The 14,774-nt window shown below is 69.9% G+C and carries 8 protein-coding genes and 1 pseudogene; 3 read left to right on the top strand and 6 right to left on the bottom strand.

What is annotated here, in order from left to right:
• Nucleotides 1–80 precede the first annotated feature (80 nt).
• The 3 genes and pseudogenes from ACZ56L_RS10995 to ACZ56L_RS10985 all read right to left on the bottom strand — a co-directional run bounded on the left by ACZ56L_RS10995 (nucleotide 81) and on the right by ACZ56L_RS10985 (nucleotide 4,550).
• Nucleotides 81–1,124, bottom strand: a complete 1,044-nt coding sequence (locus ACZ56L_RS10995; RefSeq protein ID WP_471063248.1) for a protein NO VEIN domain-containing protein — start codon at nucleotides 1,122–1,124, stop codon at nucleotides 81–83.
• Between the two features lie 1,251 nt (nucleotides 1,125–2,375).
• Nucleotides 2,376–3,697, bottom strand: a pseudogene (locus ACZ56L_RS10990) (PEP/pyruvate-binding domain-containing protein); the annotation flags it as partial.
• A 22-nt stretch (nucleotides 3,698–3,719) separates the two neighbouring features.
• Entirely contained in the window at nucleotides 3,720–4,550 is an 831-nt protein-coding gene (locus ACZ56L_RS10985) for a universal stress protein (RefSeq protein WP_471063246.1), read from the bottom strand.
• 319 nt (nucleotides 4,551–4,869) lie between these two features.
• On the opposite strand from ACZ56L_RS10985, the gene ACZ56L_RS10980 reads away from it, so the two are divergent.
• Nucleotides 4,870–5,568 (top strand): response regulator, encoded by a 699-nt coding sequence (locus tag ACZ56L_RS10980; protein WP_471063244.1) that lies wholly within the window; start codon nucleotides 4,870–4,872, stop codon nucleotides 5,566–5,568.
• Nucleotides 5,569–5,628: 60 nt separating this feature from the next.
• On the opposite strand, the gene ACZ56L_RS10975 is transcribed toward ACZ56L_RS10980, so the two are convergent.
• On the bottom strand, nucleotides 5,629–7,374 hold the full coding sequence (locus tag ACZ56L_RS10975) for a sensor histidine kinase (RefSeq protein WP_471063242.1): 1,746 nt from the start codon (nucleotides 7,372–7,374) through the stop codon (nucleotides 5,629–5,631).
• A gap of 172 nt (nucleotides 7,375–7,546) precedes the next feature.
• A complete protein-coding gene (locus ACZ56L_RS10970) occupies nucleotides 7,547–10,240 on the bottom strand; it encodes a bifunctional acetate--CoA ligase family protein/GNAT family N-acetyltransferase (RefSeq protein WP_471063240.1) in 2,694 nt (897 codons plus the stop codon).
• A gap of 368 nt (nucleotides 10,241–10,608) precedes the next feature.
• Here ACZ56L_RS10970 and ACZ56L_RS10965 point away from each other — a divergent pair, with 368 nt between their 5' ends.
• Nucleotides 10,609–11,637: a universal stress protein gene (locus tag ACZ56L_RS10965; protein WP_471063238.1), complete on the top strand. Its 1,029-nt coding sequence runs from the start codon at nucleotides 10,609–10,611 to the stop codon at nucleotides 11,635–11,637.
• 150 nt (nucleotides 11,638–11,787) lie between these two features.
• A complete protein-coding gene (locus tag ACZ56L_RS10960; protein WP_471063236.1) occupies nucleotides 11,788–14,415 on the top strand; it encodes a cation-translocating P-type ATPase in 2,628 nt (875 codons plus the stop codon).
• Nucleotides 14,416–14,431: 16 nt separating this feature from the next.
• Here ACZ56L_RS10960 and ACZ56L_RS10955 read toward each other — a convergent pair whose 3' ends face one another.
• Nucleotides 14,432–14,686: a hypothetical protein gene (locus ACZ56L_RS10955; RefSeq protein ID WP_471063234.1), complete on the bottom strand. Its 255-nt coding sequence runs from the start codon at nucleotides 14,684–14,686 to the stop codon at nucleotides 14,432–14,434.
• Nucleotides 14,687–14,774: the final 88 nt, after the last annotated feature.

Genomic DNA, 14,774 nt, shown 5'->3' with positions numbered 1-14,774 from the left:
GCTTTCTCTGGCCTTCTCCCACATCTGCGGCCGTGGCCTCGCGAGAGTCCGACGCCTTCCAGGGGAGGCGGAAAAATCCGTCAGCGTGAGCTGTCCGGTGACTCAAGGGGGCCCATCCGCCCGCCCGGTGGGAGCGGAGAGCGGTACGCGGTGGCAACGAGCTCTTCGCGATTGGGTGTCCAGTTCGGCCAGATCCGCCAACGCCCACCATGACAACGAAGGCCCTCGTCGAGCACGATCTGGTCTATCACCACGAGGCTGGTGATCATGTCCTCGGCGTGGCGGACCTCGCCCTCCGTCAGGTCCACGGCCTCCCGGGCGGTCGTGCTGCCCTTCACCTCGATGTGCGTCTCGGTACCGTCCCTGCACGCGGTGACATCCCAGGGACAGTGATCACCCACATCCTCGACCTCGTAGCCGAGGGACCGGTAGTGAGCGAGCACCAGGTTGACGGCGTGACGTTCGACGGCCCGCCGCCGTTCGGCGTCGCGTTGCCGACCGTACCCGGTGGACCTGGTGGGCTCGGGGGAGGCGAAGGACTGAGGAGCCGGCGTCTCTGGGGCGTGGGGTTCAGCGACCGCCGTTTGACGCAGCTCCGCCAGCTCTGGAAGAGCTTCGACCAGGGCGCGCGGGAGCTTGGTCAGGTAGCCCTGGGCTGCGCGAAGGGGCCGGGTGTCCGACAGCGCGAAGGGGAAGTACAGCGGCCCCCGAACTGCCTCGGTGAGGTGCATCCGCACGGCCCGGATGCGCTGTTCAACTGCCCGCAGGTGATCCTGTGTGAGCGGTTGCCCGAGCCGCCGGCACCCTCCGAGCGGCGCCTGCCAAGCCGGCACTGCGGTCGACGCGTCCCGCTGCCGACAGGGTGTATCCCGGCTCCGCCAGACGAACGTTGAGGCGAACGCCCTTCCTCGGACCTGGGAGTATCCGACGACTCCAGGCCCATGGTTCCTGTCCCAGTGCAGTACGAGATCACCGGGCCGGACCTCGCGGACGAGAGAGTATGACCAGTGTTCCTCGCCCCGGACGTTGCGCTGCGGCGCGAGGAGGTTCGCACCTATGTCTTGCCGGTTCGTGATCTCCAGCCAGTAGCGCTCGTTGGGGTCGTGCCGCCGCCACCGGTTCATGGACGTTGTTCCTCCCCTGGAGTTCGGACAAGGGTGAGCGGCGAAGCATGTCGTCCGGGTCAGCACGGCCGCTCCGAGGAGGAAGGGCCGATCTGAGCCCGCTGGATTCCGGCTCCGGTGACGTCACGACAGCTTCTCCATCCGTACCGTGGTGGCGGTGACCTGCAGAAGGACGGCCTTGGACAGATCACCACGAGGGCGACGCAGAGCATTCGTCCCTTTGTGCCTGGTCCGAATGGGGATATGCTGACGATCCAGACGTCCCGGACCCAGGCGCCTGCTGCCAGCCGATGGATGCACCTGGACGGCCCGAGTACGGTCGGCCGATGCGTCCCCGCGGCCGCCGGTCCGCGTGCGATCTCTGCAGGCCCGCGGCCACATTCAAGGATGCACGGCACTGCGCCCGGATTCCATGACCCTCTCCGAGGTATCGGGGCGGATACTCTGCCCCTCTTCGCTCGTGAAGGCAGACGATTTCCAGGCCCGGTCCATGCCGACCGCTTCCGGACGGAGGCACCATGCCCGCGTTTGCTTCGCCGACGGCCAGGCAACGTAGTTCCTACGACCTCCTCCTGATCTACGGGGGCATCGAACCCGGCGTCGACTCGGTGCCGAGTGCAGAACCTCCCCAGAGGCTCCGGCAGGCGTACCTGTGCTTGGAATGCGGACGCAGGAGCACTCGGTGATGACCACGCCGGAGGGGACACGCCCCGTGGAATCGAAACCCGTCGACGCCCAGATGGAAGCGCTTCTCGCACGTCGCCGCTCGGTGGTCGTCTGGTGCGATCGGCACCTCATGGCCATCCACGGCCTGTCCACCCTCATGACGGACGAGCCCGGCGTTGTCGATGCGGCACTGCGCGAGGTGCTTACCGACCCTGTCGATTCTCCAGTGGCCTTCGGCGAGGTGAGAGGTCCCGGGCCTGCTGTCCGGCCGCCCCGTCGCGCACCCGCACAGTCCGCTCCTGACTTCTCGTCTGCTGAGAGGGGCCGTTGTCCCGACAACGCTTCCTCCCCGCTGGACCGCGTCGAGCTGGCTCTCCACCTCATCGGGGACCGTACCTGCGGTGTCGTCTCCCAAGCTCTCGGCCTTCCCGAGCGGTCGATTGCCGCGCGCCTGCGATCTGGGCTGTGGGTGCTCTTCACCGCGTGCGACGGAGGCGACTCGCGGTGAGCCCGTCCCCGTCCACCGAAACAGGTCGACCCGCAGGCTCAGCTCAGGGCCTGACCGACCGGTCTTCATGCCGCGTGCGCCATCACGGCCGCGTGGCTGGTCTTGCCTCCGCGACTGGTGAGTACGGCCTCGGCGGCGACCATGCCGGGCAGGTCGTCCGGGGTGGTCTCGCGGCGTACGAGCACCACGCGGTCGCCTGTCGCGGCACGGCGTACGGCCTCCGCCGAGTCGAAGACGATCGCGCCGACGGCCGCACCGGGGGAGGCGGGGACGCCGTGCGCCAGTGGCTTCGTGTCCGTGTGGGCTTCGAAACGGGGGAACATCAGCCGGACGAGCTGCGGCCCGCTGACACGGGCCAGCGCCTCGTCCTCGCTGATCACCTTCTCGTCGACGAACACGTCGGCGATGCGGAACGCGGCCTCGGCGGTTGGCTTGCCGACCCGGGTCTGGAGCATCCAGAGCATGCCGCGCTCGACGGTGGACTCGATGACGCACAGGTCGCGGTACCGGCGCTCAAGGGCCCCCACGTGGTTGACGAGTTGCCGGTACGAGGCCGGGCCGAGGCGGTCGAGTTCGGCGAGCGGTATCGCGTTGCGGATGCCGACGACGACGTCCTCGCCCGGGCGTCGGCAAGGTAGTCGCCGTAGACGCCGCGGACGCCGGTCACCGGGTCGCGGGTGAAGGCGACTCCGGTCCCCGAGTCGGGGCCGAGGTTACCGAAGACCATGACCTGGATGTTGACGGCGGTGCCCAGATCGTCGGGGATGCGCTCGTGGCTGCGGTAGAGACGGGCACGCTCACTGTTCCAGGACCGGAAGACCGCCAGTATTGCCTGGTACAACTGCTCGACCGGGTCCTGCGGGAACTTCTCACCGGTCGCGTCCAGGATCACCGTCTTGAATTCCTCGACCAGTTGGGCAGGGTCTTCGGTGGTTCCGTGCCGGTCGAACAGTTCCGGAGCGATGCCCAGGACCGTACGGCCGTACATCTGGAGGAGACGCCGGTAGGAGTCCCATGCGGAGCGCTCGCGGCCGGTGGCCTCGGCGAGTCCCAGGACGGATTCGTCGCCGAGGCCGATGTCGAGGATCGTCTCCATCATCCCGGGCATCGAGAACTTGCTGCCCGAGCGCACGGACAGGAGCAGCGGGTTGTCCCGCCCTCCCAGCTCGCGGTCGACCCGGCGCTCCAACTCGGCCAGGGACTGGGCGACCTGGGCACCCAGCTCCTTGGGTTCCGCGCCGGTGGCCAGGTACTCCCGGCAGGCGCGGGTGGTGATGGTGAAGCCGGCGGGGACGGGCAGTCCCAGCCGGGTCATCTCCGCGAGGTTCGCCCCTTTGCCGCCGGGCATCTCCGCCATGTCACGGCTGCCCTCGACGAATGGGTACACGTACCGGTTCATCACTGTCAGCCTCCGGGCTTGTTCAGGCGTGCGGGACAACGGCGACGGGGCAGGGCGCGTGATGCAGCGCCGCCTGCGTGACGGGGCCGATGTGAGTGCCGAGGCGGGTCTCGCGCAACCGGCGTCCCATCACGACGAGGGACGCGCCGACCGAGGCCCTGATCAGCTCCGTCGCCGCGTTCCCCTGTATGACGAACTCCGCTGTGCAGACGTTGTGGAACTTCTCGCGCCAGGGGCGCAGTGCGGTGGCCACGGTCTGCTCGTGTCCGGCGAAGAGCTCCGGGCTGCTCAGGGGAACGAGGCTGTCCATCGTCGCGAAGTCCGGCGGTCGCCTGAACGTGTGGATCACGCGCAGCGAGGCGCCCCGGAGCCTGGCCGCTTCGAAGGCGAACTCGATCAGTTCGTCGCAGGGGCGGTCGGTGTCGAGACCGAGTACGACATCGCGGTACGGAATCTCGGGTACCTCATCCGGAGAGATACCGTCCGGTGCCGAGAAGTGCTCGGCGGCAATGCTCCAGCCCACCCTCACCAGCACCACGGAGCGGGGCGCCCTGGCCACGACCCGCTGGGACACCGATCCGGTCAGAAACCCCGTGGTGCCACCGAGTCCGCGGGAACCTAGGACCAGCAGCTCGGCCTGCTCGGCTTCGTCGAGAAGGGTCATGCCCGACGAGCCTGCCAACGCCTGGCCGGTGACCTGCAGTCCTGGGTGCGCGGCACGCACGCTGTCCGCGGTCCGGGCTGTCAGTTCCTCGGCCCAGATCTGCTGGGGCTCGTCCGCAAGCCCGTACGGGGCGGAACCTGGCCGCCGCTCGTGAGCGTGCACCAGACACAGCGCCGCGCCCCGGCGCACGGCCTCCCCGGCTGCCCAGTACGCGGCGGCCAGACTCTCCGGGGAGCCGTCGATCCCGCGGTGACGTGTCGGCGCATGATCCGTACCTCCAGGGGCATGCTCGTGAGTTCTGCTTCTCCTTTCAGCCTGGTGCCGGTGCTCGCCCCGGCGCAGAGGCCGGACGGGCCCTTCCCAGGGTCCCTTCGGCCCTGATGCTGTTCCCTCTCGCACCTCGTGGCGCGAGGGGCCCGTTCGGCACTGGTGCGTACGGTTTTGAAAGGTGAGGGTCGTCATCACAGGCGGCATGCGGTCCGTAGTCACCAGTGAACGAGGGGTCATCATGGCCGAAGCGCGTATTTTCACGGAGCAGAAACCGATCCGGGTCTTCCTGCTGGACGACCACGAGGTCGTGCGGCTCGGTCTCACCGACCTGCTGGACTCGGAGCCCGACATCTCGGTGGTCGGCGACGCGGGCAGCGTGGAGCAGGCGCTGGTGCGCGGGCCGGCGTTGCGCCCCGATGTGGCCGTTCTCGATGTTCGGCTGCCGGACGGTGACGGGATCAGTGTCTGCCGCGAGCTGCGCAGCCGGATGCCGGAGCTGGCCTGTCTGATGCTGACGTCGTTCGACGACGAGGAGGCACTGCTCGACGCGATCATGGCCGGTGCGGCGGGCTATGTGCTCAAGCAGCTCAGGGGCTCCGACCTGGTGGCGGCGGTCCGCACGGTTGCTTCCGGTCAGTCGCTGCTCGATCCGTCGACAACGGCCCGCCTGATGCATTCCCTGCGCGCGGGCCCTTCCGCAGGGCCGGCTCTCGCACCCGAACTCGAAGGTCTGTCACCCCGCGAACGGGACATTCTCGCGCTGATCGGGGAGGGGCTCACCAACCGCGAGATCGGCAAGAAGCTCTACCTGTCGGAGAAGACAGTGAAGAACCACATTTCCCGGCTGCTGGCCAAGCTCGGCGTCCAGCGCCGCGTCCAGGCGGCTGTTCTGGCCAGCCATCTCGAACAGCGAGGCCCCACCGGTCATTCGGCGTGATCGGTCCGCCCTGGTGCACCCGGCCGTCCGGGCCTGCCTCGGGGCCGGACGGATCGGCGATCAGATTCCGGCCGCAGCGCCGTCTGCACGCACGGGAACCCGCCACACCAACCGCGTGCCGCTGCCCTCGGGTCGGTTGCCGAGCGTCAGTGTTCCGCCGAGGGCGGCGGCCCGCTCTTCGATGTTCTTCAGGCCGCTGCGCCCGACGGTGTCCGGCACCCCGCAGCCGTCGTCCGTCACCGTGAGTACCAGGTTGCCCCGGGCGCACTGGAGCCGGACGTCCACGGCCTGGGCTCCGGAGTGGCGGACCGTGTTGCTGAGCGCTTCGCCGAGTACCGCGATCACATGGTCTGCGATGTCACCGGGGACGTCGGTCTCGATGAGCCCTTCGACGCGCAGCGCGGGCTGGAATCCCAGCGATGCGGCCGAGGTGCTGATCACCTCGGAGACCCGGCCGCGAAGGCCGTCGCTCTCACGTCCGCTCCCGCCGTGGGTGCGCAGTCCGAAGATCGTGGACCGGATGATCCTGATGGTGTCGTCCAGGTCGTCGACGGTCCGTGTCAGCCGCTCCGTGCCCTCGGGGTGTTCCATGAAGCGCTGTGTGCTCTGCAGGGTCATACCGGCGGCGAAAAGGCGCTGGATGGCCAGGTCGTGGAGGTCGCGGGCGATGCGGCCCCGGTCCTGGAGCAGGGTGATCTGTTCCGCGTCCCGCCTGCGTTCGGCCAGTTCCAGGGCCAGCGCCGCCTGGTCGGCGAAACCGAGCAGCGGCCCGGTGTCCACGTCGCCGAAGGGCATACCGCCCGGCACGCGCCCCAGTAGCAGTACGCCCCGGGGCTTCCCGCCGACGCCGAGCGGCACCGCGACCACGGGACCCAGCCCTGCCCAGTGGGCTTCGCCTTCGCCCGTGCGGGAGTCGTGCTGGATGTCGGCGCTGACCACCGGCACGGCCGAGCCGAGTGCCGCTCCGACGAAGCCGTGCCCCGTGGGCAGCACCAGGCCGCTGCGTGCCTCCCTGCCCAGTCCGACGGCCAGGGCCGGCTGCAGGGTCTCCTCGCCCGGTACGCGCTCCGCGATCAGTCCCATGTCGGCGGAGACGATCTTCCGGGCCTCGTCGACGATCAGCTCCATCACGTCCGCGCTCGGCGCACCGGTCAGGAGCATGCTGGTGACCGTTCCGCTGGCCCGCTGCCAGCGCTCGCGCAGCATGGTCTCCTCGTACAGCCGAGCGTTCTCGATGGCCACTCCGGCGGCCACCGCCAGGGTCGACAGGACGGACTCGTCCTCGGCGTCGAAGGCCCTGCCGCTGCGCTTCTCGGTGAGGTAGAGGTTTCCGAACACCTCGTCGCGCACCCGGATGGGCACGCCGAGGAAGGAGTGCATCGGCGGGTGGTGCGCCGGGAAGCCGGACGAGGCCGGATGATCCGACAGCTCCGCCAGCCGCAGCGGCTCCGGGTGGCGTATCAGCTCCCCGAGGAGTCCGTGTCCGCTGGGTGAAGCGCCGATTTCCGACTGCTCCGCTTCGTCGATGCCGACGGTCAGGAACTCGGACAAGGTCTGGTCGTCGCCGATGATGCCCAGTGCTCCGTACTCGGCGTCCACCAGGACCACCGCGGCTTCGACGATGCTGCGCAGCACGTGTGGCAGGTCGAGTTCCCGACCCACCGACAGGACGGCTTCCAGCAAGCTGTGCAGTCGGTCCCGGGTGCCCCGTACCGAGTCGATGCGCACCTGCAGCTCGCCCAGCAGTTCGTCGAGCCGCAGCTTGGGCACATGCTCCTCGTCACCGTCGCGTGCGTACCCGCCCATGAATTCCTCCGACCGACTCGACGAACAAAATGACTCCGACCAGTTCGAGTTCCCCCTTCTTCCGTCTTCACCGTGCGGCCGTGCTGCTCGGGAGCCTGCGGCAGCGCTGTCGTCCGGTCCGGAGCCCGACGGGCGTCCCGTCGGCGCGGACTGTTCCTCATGCGGTCCCTGGTCAGCGCAGCCGGCGCAGGCAGGGATCCTGAGGCTTGCGCGGCAGCAGGCGGACGCGCGCGTCGAGCACGGTGACTGCCTCAGGCACCGCGAGGACGGGGTTGAAGTCGGCTTCGGCGAGTTGCGGCAGGTCGCCCGCCATGCGAGACAGGCGCAGGAGCATCTGCTCCAGACCTTCGAGGTCGACGGGTCCGCCTCCGTGGGCGCCGAACAGGAGCGGCGCGCAGCGGGGGGCGGTGATCAGGTCGTGCACGTCGTGGTCGGTCAGGGGAGCGAGTCGGGCGGCCTGGTCTGCCAGGACCTCTGTTGCGGTCCCGCCGAGCCCGAACAGCACGAGCGGTCCGAAGACCTCGTCCTGGACGACTCCTGCGAAGAGTTCGGTGCCGCGAGCGGCCAGGGGCTGGAGGATCACGCCGGTCATGAGGCCGGCGAACCGGGTCTCGAGATCCCGGAAAGCGGCACGCACTTGGGAGTCGTTCTGGAGGCCGAGGTGGATCGCGTGCTGTTCGCTCTTGTGGAGCTGACCGGCCCAGTGGGCCTTCATGACCACTCGGCCGTCGGGGCCGCGCAGCCGTTCGGCTGCGAGGACCGCGTCGTCCTCCGTCTCCGCCCAGGACCAGGACAGTTGCGGGATGCCGTAGCACTGGAGGAGTTCGGCGCAGGTGTGCGGGTCGAGCCAGCCGCCGTCCGGATGGCTGGTGAGGAAGGTCTCGGCGATCGTGTGAGCGCGAGGTGTGTCGACCTCTGTGAGCTCCGGGATCGTGCCCGGCGCCCGGCTCAGCCCGGTCGCGCGGTGTACGGCATGGGCCAGCGCACGCGCTGCCGCAGCGGGCTCGGCGTACGAGGGGATCGCTCCACCCCCTGTGGCCGGCAGCAGCTTGACGGGCAGGTCCTGCTCCAGGCGTACGACGGCGAGGGGAAGCGCACGGCGTGCGGGGCCGTTGGTGAGGGCGCGCACGAGGCCGTCACCGGCTGCGGCCGGGACGGCCGGGGGGACGAGAGCCAGCAGAACGGCGTCGATGCCGGAGTGCTGCATGATCCGGTCGACGCAGGCCCCGAGCTGTTCCTCCGTGACGGCCGCGGTGACGTCGACGGGATTGCTCACGGAGGCCCCTTCGGGCAATACGGCATCGAGGTCGTCGACCACCGAGAACTTGAGTTGCGGCAGTGACAACCCCGCTTCCGCACAGGCGTCCGCGGCCAGGACGCCCGCGCTGACCGCATTGGTGACGACGGCCACGCGCGCCCCGCCCGGAAGCGGCTGGGTGTGCAGCAGGGCGGCCGCTTCGAGCAGTTCGCCCACCGAGCGGGTGGCGGTGATGCCCGCCTGGGTGAACAGGGCCTGGCGGGTCATGGTGGAGGCGGCGGCTGCCGCGGTGTGCGAGGCGGCGGCCCGGCGGCCGGCGTCGGTGCGGCCGGCGTCGACCGTCAGCACGGGCATGCGGCGGGAAACGCGCCGCGCGGTACGGGAGAAGGCCCGGGGGTTGCCGAAGGACTCCAGCTGCATGAGTGCGAGGTCGGTGCGGCCGTCGCACTCCCACCACTGGAGCATGTCGTTGCCGCTGACGTCGAACTTGTCGCCGAGGGAGGTGAAGGACGACACGCCGATGCCCAGGCGGGAGAGGCGGTCGAGCAGGGCGATGGCGACGCCGCCTGACTGGACGGCGACGCCTGCCGTGCCGGGGCGCGGACTGCCGGCTGCGAAGGTGGCGTCGAGGGAGAGCGCCGGGTCTGAGTTGGTGATGCCCAGGCAGTTGGGCCCGACGAGCCGCATGCCATGGGTGCGGCACGCGGCGACGAGCGCTTCCGCCTGCCGGCCGTCGAGGCCGGTTGTGACGACGAGCAGCGCCCGCACCCCCGCCTTGCCGCACTCCTCTGCGGCTCCGGGAAGGGCTGCCGCGGGCACCGCGAGGACCGCGAGGTCCGGGACCTTCGGCAGTGCGCCGACCGACGAGTAGGACGGCACGCCGAGGATCGAAGCGGAACGGGGATTCACCACGAAGAGCTGCCGGGTGAAGCCCCCCGCGTGCAGATGGCCCAGGAGGGCCCGCCCCACCGATCCGGGCCTGCGCCCTGCGCCCACCACGGCGATGGCGTTCGGCCGCAGCAGCGGTTCCAGACTGGCCACGTCGGCGTCCCGCCCGCGGAGTTCAACGGCAGGGAGACGGGTGTCGTCCTCCTCCAGTTGGATGACGCAGCGCACCTCTGAGCCTTCGAAGCGGCGTGCGGTGCGAAGGCCCAGATCGGCGAAGAGCCGAAGCACTTCCTGGTTCTCGGAAAGTGCGTCCGCCGTGAATGCGGTGATGCTGTCCGCGCGGGCGGCGGAGACCAGGTGTTCGACGAGGAGCGCGCCGACACCGTGGTGGTGCAGGCCGTCGGCCACGGCGATGGACATCTCGGCCGCAGAGGAGTCGTCGCCCGCCTCGTACTCGGCCAGGCCGATCACCTGGTTCTCCGCTTCGGCCAGCAGCGCCCGGCAGCCGGGGCGCGGCTGTGTGCAGGCCCGGTCGGCGGCCATCGACGCTGATGGTTCGCTCGCTGCGAAGAACCTCAGCCGCGGACTGTCCGTGGACATCTCTCCGTAGAGCTCTCGCAGTTGCTGGTGGTCGTTCGGCTGCACAGGACGTATGCACACGGAGGTGCCGTCCGGGAGCAGGGCGTGGGCCGGGGGCCGACTGCGTGTGCCATCCGTCATCTTGGGTCTCCTTCAAGCCTCTTGACACTTCGAGCATCCGGCGGGCCGGGCGGTTGTCGCATGGGCTGTCCGGGGGTGTGCCGGGGGCCGGTCGGCCCCCATGCCTGCTCCTCAGGTGCAACGGGACCGATACGGCGCCCGGAGCGTCGCGTGGTGCGAGTTCGCGGTGCAGGGGCCGCAGGTCCCCAGCGGGGGCCGATCGGCCCTTGCCGCACATTTCCGCGGTGGGTGCAGCCGGCCGTCGGTGCGGACGAACGGCCGCGTGGCCGGAGCTTGCCGCGCGAAGGATCGGCGGTGCCGAGGGACCTTCGGCCCATGGCGTGTACCTGTTGGCCCCTCGTCTGCGAGGTGCTTCGTCAGCAGGATGAATGGGCCCGGCACGCAGCCGTTGCCCACTGAAGGCGAGTACCGCAATGACCTCGGATCGCGAAACCAGCGCACTTGACCGAAAGCCCGTCGTCGTAGGAGTGAGCCGGTCCGAAGCAAGCAGGACCGGTGTCGCCTGGGCCGCGGAGGAAGCAGAGCTGCGCAACCTGCCTTTGCGCCTGGTGCACGCCCTTGAGTGGCCTCCTGGGGCGGAGCCGCATCCGCACGGGGCGCATCCTCAGCGCACCTGGAGCGGGCACTTCCGTGCAGCGGGGGAGATGCTGCTGCGTGAGGCGGCGGAACTCGTGCACAAGAACCATCCGACCCTGGAAATCGTGGCGCGCACTGTCGACGGACCGCGCGCCCGCGTGCTGGTCCGACAGGGGCCGGAAGCAAGTCTGTTGCTGGTGGGGGCCAAGCCGTTGAACATGGTGGAACAGGTGCTCTCGATCTCCCCGCTGGGTGTCACCCTGACCGCGCATGCGGGATGCCCGGTCGTGGTGGTGCGCGGGGCCCGGCCGACCGGTGCCGGTTCGCACGTGATCGTGGTCGGCGTCGACGGTTCGGCCAATGCCCAGGAAGCCTTGATGTTCGCCTTCGAAGAGGCGGCGCTGACCGGGGCACGCCTGAAGGCGGTGGTGGTGCGCCACCACCACTCCGGCCGCCTGGCGGGCGTCGAGGACGACGATGTCGAAAACCGGTCCCGGGCCGAGCTCGTGGACGCGACGGCCGGCTGTGCCGAGAAGTACCCCCAGGTGGAGATCGAGTACCAGGTGGAGTACGGGCACCCGGCGCGCGCTCTTGCACGTGCCGCTGTCCACGCCCGATGCCTGGTCGTCGGCTCACGGGGGCTCGGAGGCTTTCAGGGCATGGTGGTTGGCTCGGTCAGCCACGTGCTCCTGCACCAGGCCACCTGCCCCCTGATCGTGGTCCCCCCGCAGGGCGGCCCGGTCACGTACTGGCCCTCCGCATCCGGTGCGCGCCATGTGCCGCAGGGCGAACAGACCGACGTGCCGACATACCAGGAGTAGGAGCAATGCTACCGCCGTGCCCCCTGCGTACGGCGGTTCCCACCATTCCTGCGGAATCTGTGAGGGCCCGGGGTGCCGATTGCGGTCAGGCTCTCGCAGCGGACGCGGGCTTCGGGATCGCGATGATCGTCCGCTCTGAGGAGACATGCAGTGAAACCGCCGCAACCGCCCGCCGCCCCGGCGCCGGAAGCAGCCCGCGTGGCCGGGCTCACCTCCGAGGAGGCCGAGCGTCTTCTCCAACGGCACGGTCCCAACGAGCTGGGAGAGCAGCAGAAGACGGCGCTCCGCTCCCGGGTCTTCGCGCAGCTGCGGGATCCGCTGATCCTCGTACTGCTGGTCGCTGTGGCCCTGACCGTGGCCACCGGGGACTATGCCGATTCCGTGGTCATCGGGGTGGTCATCCTCTTCAACACCACGGTCGGTGTGGCGCAGGAGGTACGGGCGGACAACGCGGTCGCCGCGCTCTCCGCCATGACCGCGCCCACCACACGTGTCACCCGGGACGGTACGGAACGGCAGATCCCCTCCTCCGCGGTCGTTCCGGGTGATGCGCTCGTCCTGAGCGAGGGAGACGTCATCCCTGCGGACGCGACCCTCACCTACGCCGCCGCCCTGCTCGTGGACGAGTCCGCACTGACCGGCGAATCGGTGCCCGTGGACAAGGACGCCCACGGCACCGACCCGCAGACAGCCCAGTTGCAGGCCGGAACGGTCGTACTGAGGGGCAGAGCGGTCGCGACCGTCACCGCCACCGGTGCGCACAGCGCCCTGGGCAAGATCGCCGCCTCCCTTCACCCCCGGCAGCAACTCACCCCGCTGCAAAAGCGCTTGGCCGGACTCGGGCGCGTACTGGCCCTTGTCACGGTGGGGTTGTGCCTGCTCGTCCTGGCCCTCGGGCTCATCCGCGGGCAGTCGCTGGAAACCATGGCGGTCACGGCCATCAGCCTGGTCGTCGCTGCGGTGCCCGAATCGCTTCCGGCCGTCGTCACCCTCGGGCTGGCGCTCGGTGCCCGGCGGATGGCAGCGCGCAACGCCGTCGTACGCCGTCTCTCCGCCGTGGAGACGCTCGGCTCGGTGACCGTACTGGCCACCGACAAGACCGGCACCCTCACCGAAGGGCGCATGGTCCTGGAACGCGTGTGGACCCCGCGCGGCACCGTCACCGTCGGCGGCAGCGGATACGAACCGGTCGGTGCCTTCGAAGACCTCGGCCAACACGACGCCCGTGGCAGCGCCGAGGCGGCCAGGGAACTGCTTGTCGCGGCGATGCTCTGCAACGACGCATCGCTGGTCGCGCCGACGGCAGAGAAGACGCACTGGTCGGCGCTCGGAGACCCCACCGAAGCCGCCCTCCTGGCCGCCGCCGCGAAGGCGGGCTGCGCGCACGACGATCTCGTCCGTACGCACCCGCGTATCGGGGAAGTCCCCTTCGACAGCATCCGCAAGCGGATGCTGACCGTGCACAGCACCCCGGCAGGGAAGGTCAGGGTCTCCCTCAAGGGGGCGCCGGAGACGGTGCTCGACAGTGCGCTACTCGACGACAGCCCGGGGCTGCTGGAGCAGGCGCGCGAGGAAGCCGCCGAGCTGTCCGCGTTGGGCTACCGGGTGCTGGCTGTGGCCGGCGGCGAACTCGACGAGGCGCCCGATCCCCTTGAGGACGCGGAAGCAGGTCTGCGGCTGCTGGGCCTGACCGCCATCAGCGACCCGCCCAGGCCTGCCGCGGTCACCACCGTGGAAGTCTGCCGTCGTGCGGGGATCACACCCGTGCTCATCACCGGTGACCACCCGGCCACCGCCAAGGCGATCGCGGTCCGCGTAGGCATCCTCACCGGGAAGGAAGCCGCATCGGACCACTGCGTCGCCACCGGGGCGGAGCTGGCCGCCGGAAGCGTCGCCGACCTGACCGAGGTCAAGGTGTTCGCCCGGACGACCCCGCAGCAGAAGCTGGAGATCATCCAGGCGTGGCGGGACCGGGGCGAAGTCACCGCCATGACCGGTGACGGAGTCAACGACGGACCGGCCCTGAGGCAGTCCGACATCGGCGTGGCAATGGGCCAACGGGGCACCGAAGTGGCCCGGCAGGCCGCCGACCTCGTCCTCGCCGACGACGAACTGCCCTCGGTGATCTCGGCGGTGGAAGAGGGGCGCCGCGTCTACGCCAACATTCGGCGCTTCCTCCTCTACGCCCTGGCCGGCGGGGCGGCGGAGATCCTGGTCATGCTCGCCGGACCGCTGTTCGGCCTCGCCCTTCCCCTGCGTGCGGGGCAGATCCTGTGGATCAACCTGCTCACCCACGGCCTGACCGGCGTCGCCATGGGCGCCGAACCCGTTTCCGCGGACGCCATGCGGCAGCCGCCCAGGGCCCCTCAGCAGCACATCCTCGGCGACGGACTCTGGCAACGGGTTCTGCGCCTGTCGCTGCTGGTGACCGCGGCCAGTCTTGCCGCGAGTCTGTGGATACGGCACGAGGGCGGGCCCTGGCAGACCGTTCTCTTCCTCGCTCTGCTGGCCGCACAGCTCGGGGTGTCCCTCGGGCTCAGGGAGCGGCTGTTGACCCGTCACAACCTGTACCTGCCGGGAGCGGTCGCGGTAGCCGCGGGGCTGGGGGCGGCAGCGCTTTACGTACCGTTCCTGTCCGGCATCCTGGAGACCTCACCCCCCTCCGCGACCGGCTTGGGACTGGCGGCAGCCGCCGGCCTCGTCGGATTCGCAGCCGCGCGCGCCGAGACCCTGTGGGCCCGCAGCCACGGGAAGGGCCGAAACGTGGAGGCGTCCTGATGCCGACGGCGGCGGTTCACAGGTGCTTCGGGCCGGGCTCATCGCCTCCGAGGTCCAACCGGAACGGCGGATACGTGTCCGCCAGCAGCGCCGTGCATGCAGAGACGCGGATGATCCAGCGGTTGAGTCCGACGACCAGAGCGAACAGGCCCTTGGGGCAGCAGACCGCCAGGGCTTCGACGGGTTGGATACGGGGGCGCGGAACCGGGTGAAGACGTTCCGCCAGACGCATCGACCAGCGCTCAGCCTCAGGACGGCATGCGATTCGCATGCCGTAGGGCTCCTGCAAGGGATGCGGGTCGTGCGCTGATGTGACGTTGCGTGGGTGCGGCGCAGCCGGGGGCCGGGGCGGCGCGTCT

It is taken from the genome of Streptomyces sp. NPDC039736, assembly GCF_055596485.1.
This window is presented reverse-complemented; position numbering and strand designations above follow the sequence as displayed.